General features: G+C 67.0%; 16 protein-coding genes and 6 pseudogenes. 11 read left to right on the forward strand and 11 right to left on the reverse strand.

What is annotated here, in order from left to right:
* The first annotated feature begins 80 nt into the window (after window positions 1-80).
* Window positions 81-1,982 carry an IS4 family transposase gene (locus QFZ82_RS00325; RefSeq protein WP_307711242.1) on the forward strand — a complete coding sequence of 634 codons (1,902 nt, stop codon included), beginning with the start codon at window positions 81-83 and terminating at the stop codon, window positions 1,980-1,982.
* A 287-nt stretch (window positions 1,983-2,269) separates the two neighbouring features.
* On the opposite strand, the gene QFZ82_RS00330 is transcribed toward QFZ82_RS00325, so the two are convergent.
* Window positions 2,270-3,087, reverse strand: a protein-coding gene (locus QFZ82_RS00330) for an IS5 family transposase (RefSeq protein WP_373429203.1) whose coding sequence is annotated in 2 segments (ribosomal slippage) — window positions 2,270-2,754 and window positions 2,754-3,087 — 819 coding nt in all. Because the reading frame shifts where the segments join, the coding sequence is not laid out codon by codon here.
* 203 nt (window positions 3,088-3,290) lie between these two features.
* Between QFZ82_RS00330 and QFZ82_RS00335 the strand changes: the two genes are divergently transcribed.
* The 3 genes from QFZ82_RS00335 (at window position 3,291) to QFZ82_RS00345 (ending at window position 5,320) form a co-directional block, all read left to right on the forward strand.
* A complete protein-coding gene (locus QFZ82_RS00335; RefSeq protein WP_373429204.1) occupies window positions 3,291-3,788 on the forward strand; it encodes an integrase core domain-containing protein in 498 nt (165 codons plus the stop codon).
* Window positions 3,789-4,061: 273 nt separating this feature from the next.
* A complete protein-coding gene (locus QFZ82_RS00340; protein WP_307711243.1) occupies window positions 4,062-4,265 on the forward strand; it encodes a ubiquitin-like protein Pup in 204 nt (67 codons plus the stop codon).
* A gap of 191 nt (window positions 4,266-4,456) precedes the next feature.
* The gene (locus QFZ82_RS00345) at window positions 4,457-5,320 is read left to right on the forward strand and encodes a RimK family alpha-L-glutamate ligase (protein ID WP_307711244.1); all 864 of its coding nucleotides are present in this window, start codon (window positions 4,457-4,459) and stop codon (window positions 5,318-5,320) included.
* Between the two features lie 308 nt (window positions 5,321-5,628).
* Here QFZ82_RS00345 and QFZ82_RS00350 read toward each other — a convergent pair.
* Together QFZ82_RS00350 and QFZ82_RS00355 are read right to left on the reverse strand one after the other, a co-directional pair.
* A pseudogene (locus QFZ82_RS00350) lies at window positions 5,629-6,830 on the reverse strand (IS3 family transposase).
* 64 nt (window positions 6,831-6,894) lie between these two features.
* A protein-coding gene (locus QFZ82_RS00355; RefSeq protein ID WP_307711245.1) for an IS3 family transposase occupies window positions 6,895-8,147 on the reverse strand; the annotation gives its coding sequence in 2 pieces (ribosomal slippage) (window positions 6,895-7,865 and window positions 7,865-8,147; 1,254 coding nt in all).
* Window positions 8,148-8,647: 500 nt separating this feature from the next.
* Here QFZ82_RS00355 and QFZ82_RS00360 point away from each other — a divergent pair.
* From QFZ82_RS00360 to QFZ82_RS00370, 3 genes and pseudogenes are all read left to right on the forward strand, one after another.
* Window positions 8,648-8,968 (forward strand): transposase, encoded by a 321-nt coding sequence (locus QFZ82_RS00360; RefSeq protein ID WP_307711246.1) that lies wholly within the window; start codon window positions 8,648-8,650, stop codon window positions 8,966-8,968.
* Entirely contained in the window at window positions 8,965-9,855 is an 891-nt protein-coding gene (locus QFZ82_RS00365; protein WP_307711247.1) for an integrase core domain-containing protein, read from the forward strand. The genes QFZ82_RS00360 and QFZ82_RS00365 overlap by 4 nt, the downstream gene beginning before the upstream one ends.
* 87 nt (window positions 9,856-9,942) lie before the next feature.
* Window positions 9,943-10,711: pseudogene (locus QFZ82_RS00370) on the forward strand (IS256 family transposase); the annotation flags it as partial.
* A gap of 15 nt (window positions 10,712-10,726) precedes the next feature.
* Here the strand turns inward: QFZ82_RS00370 and QFZ82_RS00375 are convergent.
* Both QFZ82_RS00375 and QFZ82_RS00380 read right to left on the reverse strand, forming a co-directional pair.
* Window positions 10,727-11,179: a hypothetical protein gene (locus QFZ82_RS00375; protein WP_307711333.1), complete on the reverse strand. Its 453-nt coding sequence runs from the start codon at window positions 11,177-11,179 to the stop codon at window positions 10,727-10,729.
* A 433-nt stretch (window positions 11,180-11,612) separates the two neighbouring features.
* A pseudogene (locus QFZ82_RS00380) lies at window positions 11,613-11,870 on the reverse strand (ISAzo13 family transposase); the annotation flags it as partial.
* A gap of 74 nt (window positions 11,871-11,944) precedes the next feature.
* Between QFZ82_RS00380 and QFZ82_RS00385 the strand changes: the two are divergent.
* Window positions 11,945-13,303 carry an IS4 family transposase gene (locus QFZ82_RS00385; protein WP_307711248.1) on the forward strand — a complete coding sequence of 453 codons (1,359 nt, stop codon included), beginning with the start codon at window positions 11,945-11,947 and terminating at the stop codon, window positions 13,301-13,303.
* 16 nt (window positions 13,304-13,319) lie between these two features.
* Here QFZ82_RS00385 and QFZ82_RS00390 read toward each other — a convergent pair.
* From QFZ82_RS00390 to QFZ82_RS00410, 6 genes and pseudogenes are all read right to left on the reverse strand, one after another.
* Window positions 13,320-14,282: pseudogene (locus QFZ82_RS00390) on the reverse strand (ISAzo13 family transposase); the annotation flags it as partial.
* Between the two features lie 55 nt (window positions 14,283-14,337).
* Window positions 14,338-15,106 (reverse strand): annotated as a pseudogene (locus QFZ82_RS00395) (IS256 family transposase); the annotation flags it as partial.
* A 298-nt stretch (window positions 15,107-15,404) separates the two neighbouring features.
* Window positions 15,405-16,073: a transposase gene (locus QFZ82_RS00400; protein WP_307711249.1), complete on the reverse strand. Its 669-nt coding sequence runs from the start codon at window positions 16,071-16,073 to the stop codon at window positions 15,405-15,407.
* Between the two features lie 160 nt (window positions 16,074-16,233).
* Window positions 16,234-16,854, reverse strand: a pseudogene (locus QFZ82_RS39580) (transposase); the annotation flags it as partial.
* A 1,129-nt stretch (window positions 16,855-17,983) separates the two neighbouring features.
* A protein-coding gene (locus tag QFZ82_RS00405) for an IS3 family transposase (protein ID WP_307711216.1) occupies window positions 17,984-19,143 on the reverse strand; the annotation gives its coding sequence in 2 pieces (ribosomal slippage) (window positions 17,984-18,879 and window positions 18,879-19,143; 1,161 coding nt in all).
* Window positions 19,144-19,212: 69 nt separating this feature from the next.
* Complete coding sequence (locus QFZ82_RS00410) at window positions 19,213-19,485, reverse strand: hypothetical protein (protein ID WP_307711250.1); 273 nt, start codon at window positions 19,483-19,485, stop codon at window positions 19,213-19,215.
* 578 nt (window positions 19,486-20,063) lie between these two features.
* Here QFZ82_RS00410 and QFZ82_RS00415 point away from each other — a divergent pair.
* From QFZ82_RS00415 to QFZ82_RS00425, 3 genes are read left to right on the forward strand one after another with little or no spacing between them, the layout of a single operon-like run.
* Window positions 20,064-20,495 carry a GntR family transcriptional regulator gene (locus QFZ82_RS00415; RefSeq protein ID WP_373429210.1) on the forward strand — a complete coding sequence of 144 codons (432 nt, stop codon included), beginning with the start codon at window positions 20,064-20,066 and terminating at the stop codon, window positions 20,493-20,495.
* On the forward strand, window positions 20,492-21,430 hold the full coding sequence (locus QFZ82_RS00420; RefSeq protein WP_307711252.1) for an ABC transporter ATP-binding protein: 939 nt from the start codon (window positions 20,492-20,494) through the stop codon (window positions 21,428-21,430). Before QFZ82_RS00415 ends, QFZ82_RS00420 begins: the two co-directional genes overlap by 4 nt.
* Window positions 21,427-22,404 (forward strand): ABC transporter permease, encoded by a 978-nt coding sequence (locus QFZ82_RS00425; RefSeq protein ID WP_307711253.1) that lies wholly within the window; start codon window positions 21,427-21,429, stop codon window positions 22,402-22,404. The genes QFZ82_RS00420 and QFZ82_RS00425 overlap by 4 nt, the downstream gene beginning before the upstream one ends.
* Window positions 22,405-22,428 lie beyond the last annotated feature (24 nt).

Here is a 22,428-nt window from a genome sequence, read left to right on the forward strand (position 1 = left end):
GTGATGGAGCGGGGAACAAGGGCAACGGAGTCCCGTTGGAGCAGGTAGTCCGCCAAGACTTCTGCCGTTACGGAGCTCCGTTGCCTGCACGCCATTGTGCCCTGCCGCCCGGTCTGACGACCGTGACCCGAAGCCTCACCGTGGCCGGGGGCCGCTTCGCTCCCGGCCATCTGGGCGAGTTGACCCAGGTTCTGCCGTTCGAGCTGGTCGACGCGGTCCTGGAAGAGACCCGGAGTGTGCAGCGCAGGCTGCGGGACCTGCCCTCCCGGGTCGGGGTGTACTTCGTGCTCGCGATGTGCCTGTTTCCCGAGGTCGGTTACCGGCTGGTGTGGCAGAAGCTGATCACAGGCCTGATCGACCTCGACGTGGCAAGGCCCAGCACGAAGGCCCTGCGAGACCTGCGCCGCCGGGTCGGCGCCACGCCACTGCAGCGCTTGTTCGAGGTGCTGGCCGGGACGCTGGCCCAGCCGTCGACACGCGGGGTGAGGTTCGGGCCGTTCCGCACGGTTTCCTTCGACGGCTGCAGCTCCATCAAGATCCCCGACAGCAGCCGCAACACCGACCGCTTCGGACCGCAGAGCCGCGGCGGCTACCCGATGCTGGAGTTAATGACCTTGGTGGAGACCGGGACCCGGGCCCTGATCGGCGCGGTGTTCGGCCCGACCAGAGAGGGCGAGACCGACTATGCCCGCCGACTGCTGCACCACCTGCGCCCGGACATGCTGGTCCTGTGGGACAAGGGCTTCGACGCCAACGCCTTCCTCGCCGCCGTGGCCGACACCGGCGCCCAGTTCCTGGGCCGGATCCGCGCCAACCGCCGCACCCCCGTCCTTGTCCGTCTCGCGGACGGCTCCTATCTGTCCGTCATCGGCACCGTCCCGGTCCGCATCGTCGAAGCGCAGATCGTCGTGACCTGTAAGGACGGCACCTCGTTCACCGGCTCCTACCGCCTCGCCACCACCTTGACCGACGCTGGCCGCTACCCGGCCGGGGCACTGGTCGCGCTCTACCACCAGCGGTGGGAGCATGAATCGACCTACTACGCGCTGCGGCACACCCTCCTGAGGGGCCGGGTGCTGCGTTCGGCCGACCCCGCCGGTGTCGAGCAGGAGCTGTGGGCTCATCTCGCGCTCTACCAGGCCCTGCGGACGGTCATGGTGGAGGCCGCCGAGTCGCGGCCGGGCACAGATCCGGACCGCTGCGGCTTCACCACTGCCCTGCACACCGCCCGTGACCTGGTCGTCCAGGCCGCCGGCGTCACCGGATGCGGGACGACCGGTGTCATCAGCCAGCGCATCCTGGCCGGGCTCCTTCCGCCGAGGCGGCCCCGCGTCAGCACCCGCAAGGTCAAGTCGCCCATCTCCCGCTACCACGCCCGCCAGGACGACGGCCGCCCGGATACCAGCCGCACCGTCACCGGCCTCGACATCTCCATCCTCGAACCCGAACCTGAGCTGCCCGCCGCCTCACACGACGACCGTCACATCTCGCCGGACGACCGCCGCCGACAGCGTGTCCTGGAGGTCCTCGACACCGACCCCGACCGCCACTGGCACCCGCGTGACCTCGCCCGTCACCTCGGCGACGTCACCCTGGGTGTCGCGCGTCAGACTTTCTGGCACAGGGGTTTGTTGAGCCCTGACGAGCTGAAGGAGAGCCTGATGAGCCGTCCGCCGCAGTTCCCGGTGGAGGACAAGATACGGATCGTGCTGTCGGTCCTGGCTGGTGAGATGACCGTCGCTGAGGCGGCCCGCCGGAACAAGACGTCGCAGACGTCGGTGGCCAAGTGGCGGGACCAGTTCCTGGAGTCCGGGAAGGCTGGCCTGACGGCCGGAACATCGAAGCAGGCCTCCAGCCGGGAGGCGATGCTCGAGGAGCAGATCGAGGACCTCAAGGCCGCGCTTGGTGAGGCCCATGTCGAGCTGCGGGTGTGGAAGAAGTCCGCTGAGGGCCGCCTGGCCCCTTCGAGGACCTCGAGGTGATCCGCACCCAAGCGGCGATGCCGACCTCGAGGTTCTGCGAGCTTGTCGGCATCCCGCGCCGCACCTGCACCCGCTGGCAGGCCCGCGCCCGCCGTGGCCAGAGTGTGGTCAAGGGCCCGTGGCCGGCGCCGGTGGTCGACCAGCTCGAGCCGATCGCCGCGAAGTACGCCGCGGACTGGCCGGCCTGGGGCCACCGCAAGATCCACTGGATGATGCGAGCCGACGGCCACGACGTGTCTGCGTCCTCCATCAAACGGGCTCTGCGCAGAAGGGATTTAGAGGATGTCTCACGTGGTGAGTTTTGCGAGCTTCTTGTAGCAGGTCAGGGCCGCCGCGAGTCCGAGGAAGGCCAGGAAGTGGCTGCCCTTTCGCTCGTATCGGACGGTCAGGCGGCGGTAGCCGAAGAGCCAGGAGATCGACCGTTCGATCTTCCAGCGGTGCCGGCCGAGACGCTCGCTGGACTCGATGCCGGGCCTGGCGATGCGCGGGACGATGCCCCGCTCGCGCAGCCACTTCAGCCTCTCGGCGGAGTGGTACGCCTTGTCGGCACGGAGCCTGCCGGGGCGGCGTCTACGGGGACCGCGCCTCGAGCGGATGGCGGGTATGCCCAGGACCAGCGGCAGCAGCGCCTGGCTGTCATGAACGTTCGCGCCAGAGACGCCAAGAGCGAGGGGTAAGCCTTGCGCGTCGGACAGTACGTGGAGCTTGCTGCCCTTCTTGCCCCGGTCGACCGGATTGCGCCCGGTCAGCGATCCCCCTTTTTCGCACGGACCGAGGCCGCGTCCACGATCGCCGAGGTCCAGTCCACCTCACCACGGGCCCCGAGTTCGTCCAGAACGGCCCGATGCAGCCGCCGCCACAGCCTGTCCTTGGTCCAAGCGGAGAACCGGCGGTGCGCGGTGGCCGGCGAGACACCGAAAGTCTCCGGCAGATGGCGCCAGGCACAGCCGCTGGTCAGCACGTACACCACAGCCGTGAACGCTGCTCGCTCATCGACCGGGGCCGTGCCTCCACCCTGCGGACGGGAAGTAAACGAAGGCAACAACGGTGCGACGAGCGACCAGAGTTCGTCAGGAACCAACCGCTGCGACAAACCAACAACCATGGCAAAGCATCATGCCGCATCCACCTAACGCCACGTGAGACACCCTCTTACTCCAGCCGGTCGACTACCAGGGCATACGCCGCGAGCTGGCCAAGGCCCGCAAGGCCGCCTTCGCCCAGCCGCCGACGAGCCCGAACGAAGTATGGCAACTGGACTTCTCCGAATACGAGACGTCCGGAGGCGGGATCTGGCAGCTGGCCGGGGTGACGGACTACTTCACCAAGTACGAGCACGGCTGGCACATCAGCCCCTCGTGCACCGGCGCCGACGCGATCGAGGCGGTGAAGCTCGCGATCGCGGAGGCCGAACGTCTCGGCGGACGTCCGCTGGCCGAGCTGCTGCCCGCCGGTCCCGACACCGGCAAAAACCGGCGCATCAAGCTGGTCACCGACAATGGCGGAGCCTTCAAGGGCGCCGCGTTCGCCCGCTTCATCGCTACCCGCCCCGAGTTGCTGCACATCCGCACCCGGGCCAAGAGCCCCGGCCAGAACGGCGTACGCGAGCGCGCCTTCGGCTCGCTGAAGTACGAGCACCTCTACCGCCTGGAGATCGAGGACCTCACCATGCTCGCCCGCGAGGCCGAGCACTACCGGCATGTGTTCAACCACATCCGACCCCACGAGGCCCTGTCCGGCCACCGGCCGATCGAGGTCTACAACGACCCGAGCCTGCATCCCCAACTTTCAAACCGAGATCACTGAGCCAAAAACTTGACGCGGGACATGGGCACCATGCGCCGACAACTCGACCGATGGGCCAGCAACGGACTCATCCACAAAGCCGGACCCGCCGCCTACACCAGCCAAGGCACCTCATGAACCCCTTGCCACCAACGCGAATCCGTTAACTACCCGGCCTTGGGACAAGTCCCAGGAGCCGGTGAACCAATGTTCACGGAGGTCCGTAGTTACCCCATGGAGCCGCTTGGGCTGGAGCCGATGGCGGCCTTGTGCCTAAGGCAAAGGAGCTGAGCCGTGCAGCGTCGGGAAGAGCACCGCCGTCAGAAGGACTCCCGTGAGGAGGAGGCATCGGCTGAGGCCGCGGACCAGGCTGCGGAGAGCGGTTCCAAGGTCTCTGCCGAGGCAGCCAAGCTGCTCGAAGAAGTTGATGACCTCCTCGACGAGATCGAGAACCCTGAGGAGTTTGTCAAGGCTTTCGTGCAGAAAGGCGGCCAGTAGGCCTTGCCCGCGCCGGAAGCTCTTACAGGGAGGGAACTGTGTCACGAGGGCTGTCACCCACGCCGGGGGTGTCGTTACTCCTCAGGATCGTCCGCCAAGTGATGGTCTGCTTGCGCCGCGCCGTGCGTAGGGACGCCACAGCGACGAGGCGGGTGGAGTCAGGCCGGGATCTTCTGGTCATCAACGGCGAAGTGTTCCAGCCCGAGTACCTGGTGTCTGCCGGTCTGGAGCTGGGTGAGTTCAAGGCGTTTTTCTGCGGGATAGAGGACATCGCGTTCTCGGTGGAGACTGGACGGCCTCGCGTGTACGAGACGATCGGTGGCCGGGACCTGGCGGAGTTCAGGTTGATCCAGATCGCTGCCTACCCGCGCCCGACGGCGACGCTGCTTAGTTCCATCTCCTCTTACTTGGAGCACCGGCAGCGGCCGCCGGTCAAGACGGCGGCGATCAGCGCGCCGACCAAGCTCTACCAGTTGATGGTCCTTGCGCAGGACGGGCTGCCTGTGCCCGCCACCTTCTATCTGCCGAGGCGGCTACTGAGGGGCTCCTTCGCTGAACTTGCTGACCGGCTAGGCTTGCCGTTCGTGTTGAAGGCGATGAACACTAGCGGTGGACGGCTGAACTTCCTGATCGAGACCGAGGTCGACTTCCTTCGGTATGTCGAGGATGCCGCGTATGCGCAGGTCGCTTTCCTCGCTCAGCAGTTCATTCCCAACAACGGCACGTTCCGAACCCTGGTGTTCGGCAGGGACGTGCCGATCATCATGCACCGCTGCACCACTGACGGATCGCACCTGACGAACACAGAGCAGGGCGGGCACGCCACCTTGTTCGACGTGGAGACCTTCGAGGCCGACGTTCTAGACATGGCGGTGCGGGCCGTTGAGCTGATGGGATGCGAGATCGCGGGGGTCAACTTGGTGCAGGACCGGCAGACCCGTCAGTGGTACGTACTGGAGGTCAGCTCTAACCCTGCCATCGGCACTGGAGCCTTCGCTGAGGAGAAGACCCGTGCGTACTCCTGCTACCTGCGCGCGAAGCTCTCGGCTGGGTGAGTGCCAGCCCGTCAGGCGGGTGAGGAACTGATCCCAGGGAGTTGGCCCGCAGCCAGCCGGGCGGCTTCCATCTGGTCGGCGTGCGGTGCCGGCCATTCGCCGAACAGGCTCCACAGCTGCGCCTCGGTGGCCTCTTCCCTCTCCGCCCAGGGCGGCAAGGCTCGGCCCATCCATCGTCAGGCCGGGACACTAGCGGTGGTTTGTTGACGTGGGGCTGATGTCGCAGTAGGCCGGTGAACAAGAGTAGTTGACGCTGTTCGGGGGTGGTCGTGGTGGCGAGGTGACTCCCGGAGTGTGGACACAGGGGTTCATGCTGCGAGTTGGAGTTTAGCTGTCTTGTGGTGCTGCTGTTCGAACTCCATCGGGGAGAGGTAGCCCAGCGCGCTGTGGCGGCGGCGGGCGTTGTAGTAGGTGAGCCACTGGAATATCTCCAGCCTCGCCTGCCGCATAGTCACGAACAGCTTCCCGTGCATCGTCTCCCTCTTCAGCCTCTGTCAGAAACTCTCGGCGAGGGCATTGTCGTAACTCGAGCCGACCCTGCCCATGCTCCTGCGGATGCCGTGCCGGTCGCAGACCTGGGCGAACGCGGCCGAGGTGTACTGCGAACCCCTGTCCGCGTGGAAGATCACCCCGGAGATGTCGCCACCGCGGGCCGCGACCGCGGCCTGGAGCGCGTCGATGACGAGTTCGGCCCGCATGTGCGGGGCCATCGAGTAGCCGAGCACCCGGCGCGAGCGGATGTCGATGACGCAGGCGAGATAGAGCCACACGGCGCCGACCTGTACGTATGTGATGTCGCCGCACCACTTCTCGTCCAGAGCCCCGGCGGCGAAGTCCCGCTGGACCAGGTCCGGCACTGGTGGCGCGAGCCGGTCTGCGACGGTGGTGCGCTTCTTCCTGCGCAGGTGGCGGCCGACGATGTTGTGCTTGCGCATCAGCCTGGCGACCCGCTTGCGGTTGACGGTGTGGCCGAAGCCGCGTAATTCGGCATGGATGCGCTACGCGCCGTAGTTCCCGCGGTGTTCGGCATGAATCTCGCGGATCTCGGTGACCAGGGCGTCCTCAGCGGTCTGCCGCTCGGCCCGCGCCTCGGCCCCGGCGATCCACCGGTAGTAGCCGGAGCGGGAGATTCCCGGTACCCGGCATATCCGCTTGATGCCGAAGGCCTCGGCGTGGGCGGAGACGAAGTCCCAAGCGGCGGTCTTCACTTCATCTCCCGGGCGAAATAGGCCGCTGCCCGGCGAAGGATCTCCCGCTCCAGCTGCCATTCCTTCTCGTTCTTCAGCAGCCGGGCATTGTCTGCCCGCAGCCGGGCCCGCTCGGCCTCGGTCTCCTGGGACGCAGCGGCGGCAGGCGGTGCGTCGGCGTTACGCACCCAGCTGCGGAGCGTCTCGGGGTTGACATCCAGATCGGCCGCGACGTCCTTGAACGTCCTTCTGCCGGCCGAAGCCCGCCACAACGCGATCGCGTCGGACCGGAACTCCGCACTGTACTTCGAGGGCCTTGCCACGTGGATCTACACCTTCCAGGATCACCAAGATCCATTGTGAACCGTTCCGGGTTCGGTAGAGATCTCAGTTGTTGGTTGTGACCTGGGGTTTTGTGGTTGCCCGGTAGTGGTTGTTCTCGTATTCAACGGGCGGGACGTGGCCTATCTCACCGTGGAGTCGTCGGTGGTTGTACCAGTCGACGTACTCGGCGGTGGCGAGCTCGACGTCGGACAGCGTCTTCCACGGCCGTCGGGGCTTGATCAGCTCGGTCTTGAACAGCCCGATCGTGCTCTCCATCAGGGCATTGTCGTAGGCGTCGCCGACCGAGCCGATCGAGGCGGCGATACCGGCGGCGTCCAGGTGCTCGGCGAGCCGGAAACTCGTGTATTGCGACCCGGCATCGGAGTGATGGATCAACTCACCTGGCTGGACTGGATGTTGATCACGGTCGCGCTGCCAGATCGCCATCTCCAGGGCGTCCAGCACGAAGACCGTCTCCTTCACGGTGGCGGCCGACCAGCCGACGATCCGGCGGGAGAAGGTGTCCACGACGAAGGCGACGTAGACGACGCCGGCCCACGTTCTGACATGGGTGAAGTCCGCGACCCAGCAGCGGTTCGGGGCGCCGGCGACGAAGTTGCGGTCCACGAGGTCGGGAGCCCGCCCGGCCTGGCCGCCGGGAAGCGTGGTGATCACGCGTTTGCCGCGGACCGCGCCGGTGATGCCGAGCTCGCGCATCAGGCGTTCGACGGTGCAGCGGGCCACGGCCTGGCCCTGCCGGTTCAGCTCCCGCCAGATCTTCCTCGCCCCGTAGACGCGGTAGTTGGCGTCGTAGACGTGCTGGATCAGTTCCTTCAGCTCGCCGTCCCGCACGGTCCTGGCGGACGGCGCGGTCCGGCGTCTGCGGTGGGCATAGTAGGTGGAGGAGGCGATCCTGCAGTCGTGCATCGTCAGCACGCGGCAGATCGGCTCGACGCCGCCGAAGCGGGCCTTGTGCTCGTCGATGAACGCTACGAGCGTGTGTGTGGCCGGTCGAGCTCGGCCGCGAAGAAAGACGCCGCGGCTTTGAGGATCTCGTTCGCCCGCTTGAGCTCGGCGTTCTCCTTCTTCAGCCGCTTCAGCTCGGCGGACTCCTCCGTCGTCGTCCCCGGCCGGGTCCCAGCGTCGATCTGGTCCTGCCGTACCCACTTCCGCAGGGTCTCGGTCGTGCCGATGCCCAGCTTCTGGGCGACCGCTTTCATAGCGGCCCACTCGGTGTCGTACTCCGGCCGCACCTCGGCGACCATCCGCACCGCCCGACGGCGCAGCTCAAGCGGGTACTGGGAAGGACGTGCCATGACTCGATCCTCTCAAATGATCGAGTCCCTACCGAACCCGGAACGGTTCACACCGACCGCTACCACAGCCCTTGACAAACCTGATTGGGAATCACTGCCCCCCGCCCCAAACGGGGGTTAGGGCGGGGGGTGTGGTGACGCATCCCGGGGGATAGTTAGATGTGCCACCACATACGGGGAGGCCATTTGTTGTGGCCCTCACCCATGATAGGAGATGACCGCGTTTTGCTCGCTTCCGTTACGCGCGGCACCACGCCCGTTTGATGACTGCCTCTATGTCTCTCCCCAGCCCGGCCGTCTCTTGACGTCGGCCCCGGCCGCAGGGGGTAGTTACCTACTCCACTCGCGTGGCGACGTCGTGATTCTGCTGCGTGGTCGATGCCGAGAATGCCCGTGAGGCGCGTTGCTGCTTCCGAATGAGCCGGTGCAGTCGTTGTGTCGCGCGTCAGACTTTCTGGCACAGGGGTTTGTTGAGCCCTGACGAGCTGAAGGAGAGCCTGATGAGCCGTCCGCCGCAGTTCCCGGTGGAGGACAAGATACGGATCGTGCTGTCGGTCCTGGCTGGTGAGATGACCGTCGCTGAGGCGGCCCGCCGGAACAAGACGTCGCAGACGTCGGTGGCCAAGTGGCGGGACCAGTTCCTGGAGTCCGGGAAGGCTGGCCTGACGGCCGGAACATCGAAGCAGGCCTCCAGCCGGGAGGCGATGCTCGAGGAGCAGATCGAGGACCTCAAGGCCGCGCTTGGTGAGGCCCATGTCGAGCTGCGGGTGTGGAAGAAGTCCGCTGAGGGCCGCCTGGCCCCTTCGAGGACCTCGAGGTGATCCGCACCGAAGCGGCGATGCCGACCTCGAGGTTCTGCGAGCTTGTCGGCATCCCGCGCCGCACCTGCACCCGCTGGCAGGCCCGCGCCCGCCGTGGCCAGAGTGTGGTCAAGGGCCCGTGGCCGGCGCCGGTGGTCGACCAGCTCGAGCCGATCGCCGCGAAGTACGCCGCGGACTGGCCGGCCTGGGGCCACCGCAAGATCCACTGGATGATGCGAGCCGACGGCCACGACGTGTCTGCATCCTCCATCGAACCGGCTCTGCGCAGAAGGGATTTACTCCAGCCGGTCGACTACCAGGGAATACGCCGCGAGCCGGCCAAGGCCCGCAAGGCCGCCTTCGCCCAGCCGCCGACGAGCCCGAACGAAGTATGGCAACTGGACTTCTCCGAATACGAGACGTCCGGAGGCGGGATCTGGCAGCTGGCCGGGGTGACGGACTACTTCACCAAGTACGAGCACGGCTGGCACATCAGCCCCTCGTGCACCGGCGCCGACGCGATCGAGGCGGTGAAGCTCGCGATCGCGGAGGCCGAACGTCTCGGCGGACGTCCGCTGGCCGAGCTGCTGCCCGCCGATCCCGACACCGGCAAAAACCGGCGCATCAAGCTGGTCACCGACAATAGCGGAGCCTTCAAGGGCGCCGCGTTCGCCCGCTTCATCGCTACCCGCCCCGAGTTGCTGCACATCCGCACCCAGGCCAAGAGCCCCGGCCAGAACGGCGTACGCGAGCGCGCCTTCGGCTCGCTGAAGTACGAGCACCTCTACCGCCTGGAGATCGAGGACCTCACCATGCTCGCCCGCGAGGCCGAGCACTACCGGCATGTGTTCAACCACAACCGACCCCACGAGACCCTGTCCGGGGTGGTGTCCCGCCGAGTGGTGTAGCAGCGATCTGTGCGTAGCCCCTGGTCATGGGGCGGCCATCGCGCAACTCTCCGAGTAGCGAAGCTCGTTGAAACGAGAGGTGACGTGATGGCCTTGTCCCAGCATGACTTACTCCGCCTGATGGAGTCACTGCGTACGGCGGACGGAATCGAGTTGATCAGGGTCCTGGCCCAGCGGATCCTGCAGGAACTCATCGAGGCCGAAGCCACCGCCCACATCGGCGCCGAGCCCGGTGAGCACACCGGGACCCGCACGACGATGCGCAACGGGCACCGGGGGAAGGTGCTGACCACGCAGGCCGGGGACCTGGACCTGGCGATCCCCAAGGTCCGCACCGGGTTGTTCTTCCCGTCGCTGCTGGAACGCCGGCGACGCATCGACCAGGCCCTCTACGCCGTCATCATGGAGGCATACGTGCAGGGCGTGTCCACCCGCAGCGTGGACGACCTGGTCAAGGCCCTCGGTGGCGACACCGGCATCTCCAAGAGCGAAGTCTCCAGGATCTGCGGCGACCTCGACACTGAACTGAGCGTGTTCCGCACCCGCCCCCTGGACCACACCCGCTTCCCCCTACGTCTACCTGGACGCCACCTCCTGCAAGGCCCGGGTGAACCACCAGATCGTCTCCCAAGCCGTGGTCATCGCCACCGGCATCACCGAGGACGGCGGACGCGAGGTCCTCGGGCTGATGGCCGGCGACAGCGAGACCGAAGTCTTCTGGAGCGAGTTCCTGCGCTCCCTGCGCGAGCGGGGCCTGACCGGAGTCCGCCTGGCCATCGCCGACCACCACTCCGGCCTGGTCAAAGCCGTCCGCAAGGTCATGCTCGGCGCCGCCTACCAGCGCTGTCGCGTTCATTGAAGCCGTAAAGAATCAACTTGTCGGTGTGTCGGTTTCTTCATCCGCGGCGGCGAGGAGTTCGGTGGCGGTGCGGTAGCGGGTGGTGGCCGGAGGTGGGAGAAGTCCGCTTTCGGCGAGCAGGGGCCGGATCTCGCGGACGACGTTCCCGATCGAGGACCTGCTCACGTCCCCCAGCACGTCGGCGAGGACGTCCAGGGTGCACAGTCTCCGCAGGTAGAGGATGGCGACGACGACGCGTTCTCTGTCGCCGAGCTTCTGCGGGAAGACGCCGCCGCGGCTGCCCGGCTGGCGATCGGTGCCCCGGCGCTGGTAGGAGGCACGTTCGACCAGGGCAACCTGGCGTGGGGCGAGGCGGCGAGCGAGTGCATCCAGTTCCGTGCGGGACATGCCGGTAAGCCGCGGATGGGACAGGCTCTCCATGATCCGGGTGCGCGGCGGGGTCTTGTCGGTGTCGAGGAAGGCCATCAGCGTGTGCGCCGTGGTGAACCGGCTGGGGAGCGTAACCGGGCTGGTGGCCGTGGTCCTCCAGGACCCGGCGGGTCTCGGCGATGAGGTGGCCGATGCAGGTTGGGGTCACCTCCAGCATGTCGCCCAGCAGCTTCATCGAGCAGACCTGGCGCTGGTAGAGGAGGGTGAGCATCACCCGGGTGGCGTCGTCGAACAGCGGCTTGGCCCGCTGATTTCCGGTTGCGCGCCGGGCGCGTCCGCCGCGCTGCTCGCTGTAGCGTTCCTGGGCCCGGGCGGCCTGCAGCGGGGCCAACTCAGCACACAGCTCTGCGAGTTCCGTGCCATTCAGCCCGGTCAGGCGCGGGTCCGCCAGACGGGCCAGAAGTTCGCGGCGTCGGCCGGCGACGCCGTGCGCCTCGCTGACAGGCAGGGCCTGTGGCGCGGAGGGTTCGGGCAGCAGGGTGTAGTTCCACTGGCCGTGAACCTCATGCCGGACCAGCGGCAGCGCGGCGAAGCGGTCCTTGCTGATCGCGATGCCGGTGGGGTAGTCACCGGGATCCAGGTGGGCCTCGACGCGCAGACCAGCCCGGGTGCGGGTGGCGGCGATCGTCTCGATAACGACTTCGTGGCTGGTCAGCGGCCTGCCACGCCAGTTGTGGGTGATGTGGGAGAACAGCCGGTGCTCGATTTTGTTCCATTTGCTTGTGCCCGAACAATGCCGTTGCTTGAGTAGGGCAAGCAGTTCGCGGTGACGTTTGGGGCACAGTGATCGTTGAGCCCGGCATGCATCCATGGGTGGGGATATCTGATCATGTGCGGCTGGGAGTGGTGACACGCTGGGTGACCCCGGAGCTCGTCGGTGAAGTGCTGGAGAAATGCGGGGTTCGCGACAAGAAGTCCGGCGCCCTGCCGGCCGGGTTCATGGTCTACTTCACGCTCGCTCTGGCCCTGTTTCAGCAGGACTCCTACGACGACGTCGCCGAGCAGCTTGTCGGCAGTATCCCGGAGTTGGGTGAGAGCATCCCCAACAAGTCCTCGTTCACGCGGGCGCGAAGGCGCCTGGGACCGCAGGTCTTGGAAACCATGTTCCGGGAGCTGGCCGGGCCGTTGGCTCCGGTCGGTTTGAAGAGCGCCTTCTATCGCGAGATGCGGCTGGCCGCAGTGGACGGGTTCGTGCTGGACGTGCCGGACACGACGGCCAATCGGGCCGCGTTCGGCGGACCGGTCAAGAACGGCCAGCCCGCGGGTTTCCCGCAGGTCCGGGGGGTGACGCTGACCGAGTGCGGCACCCACGCACAGATCGACGCGGCGGTGGGCGGATTCAACGGCGGCGAGCCGGAGCTGGCGATCAAAATGGCCGACGCGGCGGCCGGGATGCTGGTCATCATGGACCGCGGCTTTCCCGGGGTGGCGCTATGGAAGGCATACACCGGGACCGGGGCTCATCTGCTAATCCGTGCCCGGTCGAGCGTTGCTGCTCGCCCGGTCAAGTATCTGCCCGACGGTACTTACCTGGCGAGGATGAACCTGGCCGGGCAGAAAGGCGCGCATCCCGGAGGTGTGCTGGTCCGCGTGATCGAGTACCGCGTCGATGACGGCGAGGTGGTCAGGCTGTTGACCGACCTTGTGGACCCGGTCGCATATCCGGCGGCGGAGTTGGCAGGGCTCTATCACTCGCGGTGGGAGGCGGAGTCGGCATTCCGGCAGATCAAGACCTTCCAGCGCGGGCCAGCCGAGGTCCTGCGCTCGGGTGACCCGGATCTGGTGCGCCAGGAGGTCTGGGCGCATCTGGTCGTACACCACTGCCTCACGCAGGTCATCATCGCTCTGGCCGACGACACCGGGATTCCCCCGGACCGGGTCTCCTTCGTCAAGGTCCTCAAGCACGCACGGCGCAGCGTGGTCCGCCAGTGCACGGACACGCCCACGAAGATCAAGGAGTTCTTGGTGGTGCTGGCGGCAAAGGTTCGCCGTAAGCTCGACAACGGCGCCAGGCGCCTGCGGGAGGCGGACCGACATCTGAAGCGTCCGGACTCGAAGTACTCGTCGAAGCTCTCCTACCGGATCAACACCCGTGACCGGCGGCCGACACGACGGATCCCATCCAAGGTCATCACGCTACAGCCCGTGATAGTTCGGTAGTCAAGCAACGGCATTGAGTGCCCGGAGGAAAGTGACACACGGTGATGCTCAGTTCGGTTTCGGCGGCCAGGGCGGCCAGTTCGCTCTTGCAGACCCGGTAGCGGTAACCGTTGGAGCCGCCTGCGTCCGAGGTGATCAGCAGGCGTGACGCCTTCGGGTAGTCGAGGCTGCCGCGACAGCGCCACCAGCGGCGGATGGACTCGACCGCGAAGACCGACGTGTCGTGGTCGACACCGACGTTGACCCATCCGGTGTTGCGGACGATGTCGTAGATCCCGTATGGGATCGCCTGCTGAACGTCCGGGCCACTGAAGAAGAAGTGATGGTCCTCCACCTCGACCGGCTCGCCCCTGGGCCGCCACTCGCGGCCGGCCATGGGCAGCCGTCCGATCTGCTCCCGCTTCTTCGTGTCCACGCTGATCACCGGCTCGCCATCGGCCTGGTGCTGCTTGACCTGCTCGTTGATATAGCGGAACTGGGCATCCCGGTCGGGATGCTGGGCACCCTCGAGGGTCTTGGCGTTCGCCTGCAGGCTGAAGCCCTCCTGCTTGAGCAGCCGGCCCACCGTCGGCGCGGACACCGGGTGCCCCTGCCGGGTCAGCTCCTCGGCCAGGTTGCGCAGCGACTTCGTCGTCCACCGCAGCGGAGACTGAGGATCTCCCCGCTCGTCCGGCTCGACCAGCCCCAACAGGGCTTTGCGCAAGACCGGATCGTTCTCCTCGGCCCGCTTGCGGCCTCCGCCTGGTGCACGCACCCGGCCGTCCGGCAGAGGCCCGGCCCCCGCTTCCAGCTCCAACACTCCACGACGCACGGTCGTCTCGCTGACCTGCGCGATCCGCGCTACCGCCCGTATGCCGCCGTGCCCGAGCAGCCGGGCCTCGGTAGCCAGGGCCAGCCGCCGCTGCCGCTCGTTCAAGTACGGCAACAACACCGAGAACCTGCACTGGAGTTGGAAACAGATCTCCTCCGGAACTGCCATACCCTGACAACGAGCCTGTCCCTGTAAAGCAGCACCTTGATTCTTTACGGCTTCAATGAACGCGACAGCGCTGGTAGGCGGCGCCGAGCATGACCTTGCGGACGGCTTTGACCAGGCCGGAGTGGTGGTCGGCGATGGCCAGGCGGACTCCGGTCAGGCCCCGCTCGCGCAGGGAGCGCAGGAACTCGCTCCAGAAGACTTCGGTCTCGCTGTCGCCGGCCATCAGCCCGAGGACCTCGCGTCCGCCGTCCTCGGTGATGCCGGTGGCGATGACCACGGCTTGGGAGACGATCTGGTGGTTCACCCGGGCCTTGCAGGAGGTGGCGTCCAGGTAGACGTAGGGGGAAGCGGGTGTGGTCCAGGGGGCGGGTGCGGAACACGCTCAGTTCAGTGTCGAGGTCGCCGCAGATCCTGGAGACTTCGCTCTTGGAGATGCCGGTGTCGCCACCGAGGGCCTTGACCAGGTCGTCCACGCTGCGGGTGGACACGCCCTGCACGTATGCCTCCATGATGACGGCGTAGAGGGCCTGGTCGATGCGTCGCCGGCGTTCCAGCAGCGACGGGAAGAACAACCCGGTGCGGACCTTGGGGATCGCCAGGTCCAGGTCCCCGGCCTGCGTGGTCAGCACCTTCCCCCGGTGCCCGTTGCGCATCGTCGTGCGGGTCCCGGTGTGCTCACCGGGCTCGGCGCCGATGTGGGCGGTGGCTTCGGCCTCGATGAGTTCCTGCAGGATCCGCTGGGCCAGGACCCTGATCAACTCGATTCCGTCCGCCGTACGCAGTGACTCCATCAGGCGGAGTAAGTCATGCTGGGACAAGGCCATCACGTCACCTCTCGTTTCAACGAGCTTCGCTACTCGGAGAGTTGCGCGATGGCCGCCCCATGACCAGGGGCTACGCACAGATCGCTGCTACACCACTCGGCGGGACACCACCCTCACTCCGGGCGGCCTGAGCCATGCAGCTCTCATGGGCGCGGCGGCACGCTGCGGGCTAACGGCCGTGGGCCCGAAGTCGAGGCCCTCAGAAGGACTTCTTGATCAGCTTGCCGTCGGAGACCACGACGAACCACTCGACGTTCAGGCGTGGGTCTGACACGAAAATGACTCGTGGTTGAGCCGGTTAGGTCGTGATGGGCTCGAAGCGGGCGGTCAGGCCCAGGCTGTTGGCTTCCTTGAGTATGCGGCGCATGGCGCGTTCGGGGTCGCGTCGGGTGAAGTGGTCGGCGCCGAGTTCGCGGTAGCGGGCCCTGTCATGCAGGACGTGCCAGACGGCGATGGCGAGTTTGTGCATCACGGCCACGAGGGCCCGCTTGCCGCCTCGTCTGGCGGCCAGGCGTCGGAAGAAAACGCCGAGGTAGGAGTCCTTCTTCTTGATCGCGACCATGGCGGCGATCCCGAGTAGCCGTTTGAGCTTGCTGTTGCCGGGACGGGTGCGGCCGGACCTGCTCACCCCAGCCGACTCGTTCTGGCCTGGGCAGACCCCGATCCAGGAGACCAGGTGGTGGGCTGAGGCGAACTGGGCCATGTCGCCGCCGGTTTCGGCGATGATGATCTCAGCGCCGAGTCGGCCGATTCCAGGGATCGTGGCGAGGTTGGCCATGTCCTCCTCGCGGTCGGCCAGCAGCCGGGCGATTCGGGCGTCGAAGGTAGTGATGACGCTCTTCCAGCGGTCGATCTCGTCCAGGTAGTGCCGGATCATGAACGCGCGGTGATCGGTGAACTCGCCGTCCAGCGCCTCGATGAGGGTCGGGGATCTTATTGCGGGCCCGGCCGACCGCAAGGTCCGCAAGACGGCCGGGGTCGCGCTCCCCAGCAATGAGTGCCTCCGGGATGGCCCGGCCGCTGGCGCCGACCACGTTGCTGAGGACCGCTGAGAGCTTCATCCCGGTGTCCTCCAGCTCTTTCTCCAACCGCTGGGCCTCCCAGCCCGCCGCCCTGACCAGCTCGGTGCGGCGACGGGTCAGATCGCGTAACTCGCGGATGTCCCGCTGCGGCACGAAGGATGCCATCACCATTCCCGAGGCGCCGGCCCGGGCAAGGAAGGCCGCGTCGTTCGGGTCCGTCTTGCGGCCCCGGATTCCCTTCAGATGGGCGGGGTTGACCAGCATCAGGTTCAGGTGCGGCTGGAGCAGGTAGTAGACCGGACGCCAGAAGTCCGAGGTCGCCTCCATCACCACCACCTCTACTTGCCGGTCCACCAGCCAGGCCAACAGGCGTCGTATTTCAGCAGTGGTGGTGCCGAACCGCTCGGTCTCCGCCGACCAACTGCCGGCCCGTTTCTCGGACGGGGTGCGTACGCACGCGAGTAGGAACCGCTTGCCCAGGTCCACTCCAGCGGACCGCAGATGGATGATGTCGTCCTCCACGTCCTCACGCCGGGGCATAGTCCTCTCCCTCCCGCCCGGTGCATCCGTGCTCGGCGGACACCCCGGAGGGGCCAAGGGAGAAGGCGGAGTCTGACACTCGTGCTCCCGGCAGCGGATGCCCGATGCCCTGGCAACAATCCGTGGTCCCCTGGTCGGCCCCCATCGCCATCCTGTAAAACGAGCTCGCCCGCATCGCAGGCCCATCGGCTGACCGGGATGCCCGGCCACATTTTCCGCATCCGAGGTGATCAGCACAGCGATCTCGCCCACCTGTAAAGTTAACGGACCGCTGCGGCTTCACCACTGCCCTGCACACCGCCCGTGACCTGGTCGTCCAGGCCGCCGGCGTCACCGGATGCGGGACGACCGGTGTCATCAGCCAGCGCATCCTGGCCGGGCTCCTTCCGCCGAGGCGGCCCCGCGTCAGCACCCGCAAGGTCAAGTCGCCCATCTCCCGCTACCACGCCCGCCAGGACGACGGCCGCCCGGATACCAGCCGCACCGTCACCGGCCTCGACATCTCCATCCTCGAACCCGAACCTGAGCTGCCCGCCGTCTCACACGACGACCGTCACATCCCGCCGGACGACCGCCGCCGACAGCGTGTCCTGGAGGTCCTCGACACCGACCCCGACCGCTACTGGCACCCGCGTGACCTCGCCCGTCTGTTTGTGGCAACTTCAATTGGCCCCACTCCGGCACTGAAGTTGGCCCCACCGAGGTTGTGAGGGTGGCCCGGGGGAGGTCGTCAACCTGGCGCCGACACGTTGTTTTGGCCCCACCCCGATCGAGTGGGTTCCCTGGCCGTGGGGAGGGGGCGGAGCGGTAGCGTGAAGGGCATCGGATCCGGACTGGACGATGGGCCCCGACAGCCCGACAGCCCGACAGCCCGACAGCCCGACAGCCCGACAGCCCGACGGACCACAGGATCTCGACCCGTGTTCAATCCGGGACCGACGGATTCTCCGATCCGTGGTGGACGACGAGGGCGGGCATTGGCACGACCGGCGGAGAACGGTTCGGGCCCAACCGGCCTCGGTTCTTGGAGCGGGGCCGGGTCAGTGTCAGGAGCTGTGTCGCGTTCTTTGCCGGACGTTCACCCCGACCAGCGCGAGACCTGCATGGAGCAGTTGTCACGGGCTGGCTGTGTTTCCCGGGGCGAACGCCGCAACTGCCCACCTCGCACGGCGGCCTGGCCGGAACAGGTCATGTCTGGCCACGTTGGGTGAACCCCAGCCCACCTTCCGTCGTAGTGCCAGTGTGAGCTGCCCCGAGTTTCGTAGAGTCCGGTGGTCTTGTTTCAGGCGGACTGCGGGGTGGCTTCCTGTTGTCGTCAGAAGTCGCGTTCGTACTCGGCGGGCGGTACGTAGTCGAGTGCGGAGTGCAGGCGTTCTTCGTTGTACCACGTGACCCACTGGAAGATCGCCCGTTCGACCTGGTCGACGTCCCGCCACGGCCCTTGCATCTCGATCAGCTCGGCCTTGAACGTGCCGTTCAGGGCCTCGGCCATCGCGTTATCGTACGAGTCGGCCACGGAGCCGACCGACGCGGAGGCGCCGATGTCAGCGAGCCGGTCGGTGTACCGAATTGACACGTATTGAGATCCGCGGTCGCTGTGATGAATGAGGCCGGAGCCTGCCTTGATCCGGCGTCTCCACAGACCCATCTCCAGTGCGTCCAGGGGCAGTTCGGTCCTCATGTGGTTCGCGACCTGCCAGCCGACGATCATCCGCGAGTACACGTCCAGGACAAACGCCACGTATGCCCAGCCCGACCACGTCCTCACATAAGTCATGTCGGCGACCCAGAGCTCGTCCGGGCGGGAGGCTGTGAAGTCCCGATCGACCAGGTCCGGCGGCCTCGGCGCCGACGGTTCGCAGATCGTGGTGCGGCGCCGCTGTCCGCGAATGACACCCTCCAGGTTCAGCTTGGCCATCAGGCGCTCGACGGTGCAGCGGGCGACGTCCACCCCCTTGCGCTTGAGGGCACGGGTCATCCGGCGGGCTCCATAGGTGCCGTCCGACTCGGCGTGGACCGACTCGATCACAGGCATGAGCTGTTCATCGCGGAGCCGGCGGGCCGACTTCGGCCGCTTCTTGCGGGCAAAGTACGTCGACGGCGACAGCTCCAGCACCCGGCAGACGGGATCGACCCCGAGACCCTTGTCACGCAGATGGTCGATCACCTGCTCGGCCTCGTCCGGGGACGGTCGATCTCCTGGGCAAAAAACACCGACGCGGCCTTGAGGATGTCGTTCGCCCGCCTCAACTCCGCCACCTCTTTGCGGAGTTGCCTGAGCTCGTCCTGCTCGGCGGTGGTCAGCCGGTCGTCGCGCTCGCCACGGTCGGCCTCCGCCTGGCGGACCCAGCCGCGCAGGGCCTCTTTATGGATGCCCAGGTCCTTCGCAACGTGCGCGATCGGGCGGCCGGTGGAACGGACCTCGCGGACCGCGCGCTCGCGGAGCTCGTCCGGGTATTTACGGGGTGCAGGCATAGTGTTGGTGGATCTCCTTCGCCAGGACCGTAACCCTGGCATCAGGGACTCCACAAATCTCAGTACAGCTCACTTCTGGATCCGTTCGACGGTGTGTTTCTGCTTCCTTGGGGCCTTCAGGTCGGCCCGGAGCATCGCGTCGATCCACTCGGTGGCCGGGTCCAGGATGCGGAACTGCCGTTGGCCGGACTTGCGCGGCGGAGGGACCGCGGAGGCCATGGCCTTCCGGACGGTTCGGCGGTGAACGCCGTACTTCGCCGCCAGGGACCGCAGCGAGATCGACGGATCGAGACGGACGTCCCGACGGATCTGTTCGAACAGCTCGACACGCGAAACACGCACCCCGGCCTCCCGACACGGCCATGACCAACAGCACGGCCTCCGACATGACCGTGAACGACGGACACACCCTGTCGGGATCGGGCAGACAGCGCAGACCATTCACTCGGACGAGGGCACGTCGTCTTAGAGCGGCACGGGTGGGGCCAAATCAAATGTCGATCAACTGGGGCCAGACCAGAGTGCCAGAGTGGGGCCAACGAAACCTGCCACAAACACCCGTCACCTCGGCGACGTCACCCTGGGCACCATGCGCCGACAACTCGACCGATGGGCCAGCAACGGACTCATCCACAAAGCCGGACCCGCCGCCTACACCAGCCAAGGCACCTCATGAACCCCTTGCCACCAACGCGAATCCGTTAACTACCCGGCCTTGGGTCAAGGGCCGCCCCACGGCTGTTGTGCGTTATGCCGGATTCGCCTATCCAAGCCGGTGTCACCTGCGCCGACGCCTCCTTCCCGAAGATGCGGTAGGCGGCTTTTCTGCTCCACGCACTCGCTGACCAGTTCGCTTGACAAGGTCCGCGCCGCCCTCCATCATCATTCCACTAGAGAACTAGCGAAAGGTGGTGAAGGGAATCGAGTTCCGTATCGACAGACGGAGCGGGATCGCCGCCTACCAGCAGATCATCCTGCAGACCAAGCAGGCCCTGCGGCTTGGCGTACTCCTGCCCGGTGACCGGCTGCCGACGGCCAAGGAGGTCGCGGAGACCAGCGCGGTCAACCCGAACACGACCCTCAAGGCCTACCGGGAGCTGGAGCGGGAGGGACTGGTCGAACCGCGCCCTGGCCTGGGGACGTTCGTACGTCGGTCACTGGCCCAGCCTCAGGCTGCCGCCGACTCTCCGCTGCGCGGAGAACTGGCGGCGTGGATGGACCGGGCCCGCGCGGCGGGTCTCGAGCGTGACGACGTGACTGCCCTGGTCGCGTCGGTCCTGGAGGAGCGGTACGCCGAGAGCGCGACGACCGCCGGAAGCAGTCGCAGCGGCGAAAGGAAGGAGCTCAAGTGAGTACGGTCATAGGCAATGGGGGGTACGCGGAGGAATCCGCGATCGAGGCGTACGGCCTGGGGAAGCGGTACCGGCGCGGCTGGGCACTCGAGGACTGCTCGTTCCGGCTGCCGGCCGGGCGGGTCTGCGGGCTCGTCGGCCCGAACGGCGCGGGCAAGACCACGCTGATGGGGATGGCGGTGAACCTGCTGAAGCCGACGACGGGCACCGTCCAGGTGTTCGGCGCGGCCCCGGGGTCTGAGGAGGCCAACCGGCGCACCGCCTTCCTGGCCCAGGAGAAGCCGCTGTTCCGGCGGTTCACCGTCGCCGAGATCCTGCGCGTGGGCAGGGAGCTGAACCCTCGCTGGGACCAGAAGACCGCGGAGGAGATCGTCCGTTCCGGCAATGTGCCCTTCACCGCCCGGATCGGCACCCTTTCCGGCGGCCAGCGCACCCGTGTGGCCTTCGCCCTCGCCTTCGGCAGACGTCCCGACCTGCTCATCCTCGACGAGCCCATGTCCGACCTGGACCCGCTGGTACGCCACGAACTCATGTCCGTCCTCTTGGCCGAGGCCGCCGAGCACGGAACCACCGTGCTGATGTCCTCCCACCTGCTCGCCGACCTGGAGAACATATGCGACTACCTCATCGTCGTCGCCTCGGGCGGTGTCCGCCTGGCCGGCGAGGTCGACGAGCTGCTCACCGCCCACACCTGGCTCACCGGGGCCCACACGGGTGACGGCGTCCCGGACCTCGCTCAGCACACGGTCGTCGAATCCCGCGTCAGCGGTCGGCAGGTCACCGCACTCGTCCGACCCGACGGCCCCGTCGCAGGCAGCTGGCAGGCCGACACCCCCAACCTCGAAGAGGTCCTCCTCGCCTACCTCCGCTCCCCCGACACACCCCCCCTGGTCAGCCCCAGCGCCCAGGCCGACCCGAAGGCAGCAGCAGCATGAGCATCACGACCACCGCCCTCGCAGACTCCCGCCGCGGCCCACGGCTCAGGGGCTTGACCTGGTTGGTCTGGCGCCAGCACCGAGCCGCGTTCTGGACTGGGCTCGCCATCACCGCCGCGGGCATCGCATCGTTCGCCTACCAGCGCGCGAGCATGATGGACTACCTCAACGGGATCGGCTGGCCCCACTCAAAGTCGGCGGACTGGTCGGCCGGCTTCGAGACATACGACTCCCTGCTGTCCAACACCTCGTCCGCACTCGGCTTGCTCATGCCCGTCCTGGTGGGCGTTTTTCTGGGCGCCCCGCTGATCGCGAACGACCTGGAGCACGGCACCGGCAAGCTCGTCACGTCGCAGGCGGTGAGCCGCGGCCGCTGGCTCGCCACGAAGCTCGGCATGGCCGTGCTGGTGGTCACGGTGTGCACCGCGGCGCTCTCCGCCGCGTTCGGCTGGTGGTTGGGACCGGTCAGCAAGGAGAACCCGGCCCTCTACTGGGTGGCGGGCAGCGCCACGGGCCCGTTGCCGGTGGCGCTCACCCTGCTCACGATGGTCGGAGGTGTGGCGATCGGCATGCTCCTGCGCCGCACGCTGCTGTCCATGGTGGTCACCTTCGGCTTCGCCGTCACGATACAGCTCGTCTGGGCCTTTCGCTGGCGGGATCTCGGCAACGTGACGACGATCACCACACATGATGGCGCCCGCACACTTCCGGATCTGCCCCAAGCCGCCTATGAGGTGCGCCAGTCCTACCTCACCAGCTCGGGAGAGCTCCTCGGCCGAGACAGCTGCGCCTTGCAGACCGAGCAGGCGATCAACGCGTGCCTGGACAGGAAGGACGTCGTCGGCTGGTCGGTGGACTACCTGCCCCCCTCCGAGTTGTCACCCATGCTGTGGACCGGATCCGCGATCCTGCTCACCCTCACGGCCGCCGTCGCGGTGTTCATCTGCTGGTGGGGCCGCAAGCGGCTGTACTAGGCCGTGTCTGAACCGTTCCGGGTT

The sequence above is a fragment of the Streptomyces sp. V4I23 genome, from assembly GCF_030817975.1.
In the GTDB taxonomy this organism is placed as follows: Bacteria; Actinomycetota; Actinomycetes; order Streptomycetales; family Streptomycetaceae; genus Streptomyces.

Excerpts from the sequence above, each read along its gene's own strand:
- QFZ82_RS00360 (WP_307711246.1), top strand. The coding sequence starts at position 8,648 with ATGAGCCGTCCGCCGCAGTTCCCGGTGGAGGACAAGATACGGATCGTG.
- QFZ82_RS00375 (WP_307711333.1), bottom strand. The coding sequence starts at position 11,179 with ATGGCCTTCCTCGACACCGACAAGACCCCGCCGCGCACCCGGATCATG.
- QFZ82_RS00385 (WP_307711248.1), top strand. The coding sequence starts at position 11,945 with ATGCATCCATGGGTGGGGATATCTGATCATGTGCGGCTGGGAGTGGTG.
- QFZ82_RS00425 (WP_307711253.1), top strand. The coding sequence starts at position 21,427 with ATGAGCATCACGACCACCGCCCTCGCAGACTCCCGCCGCGGCCCACGG.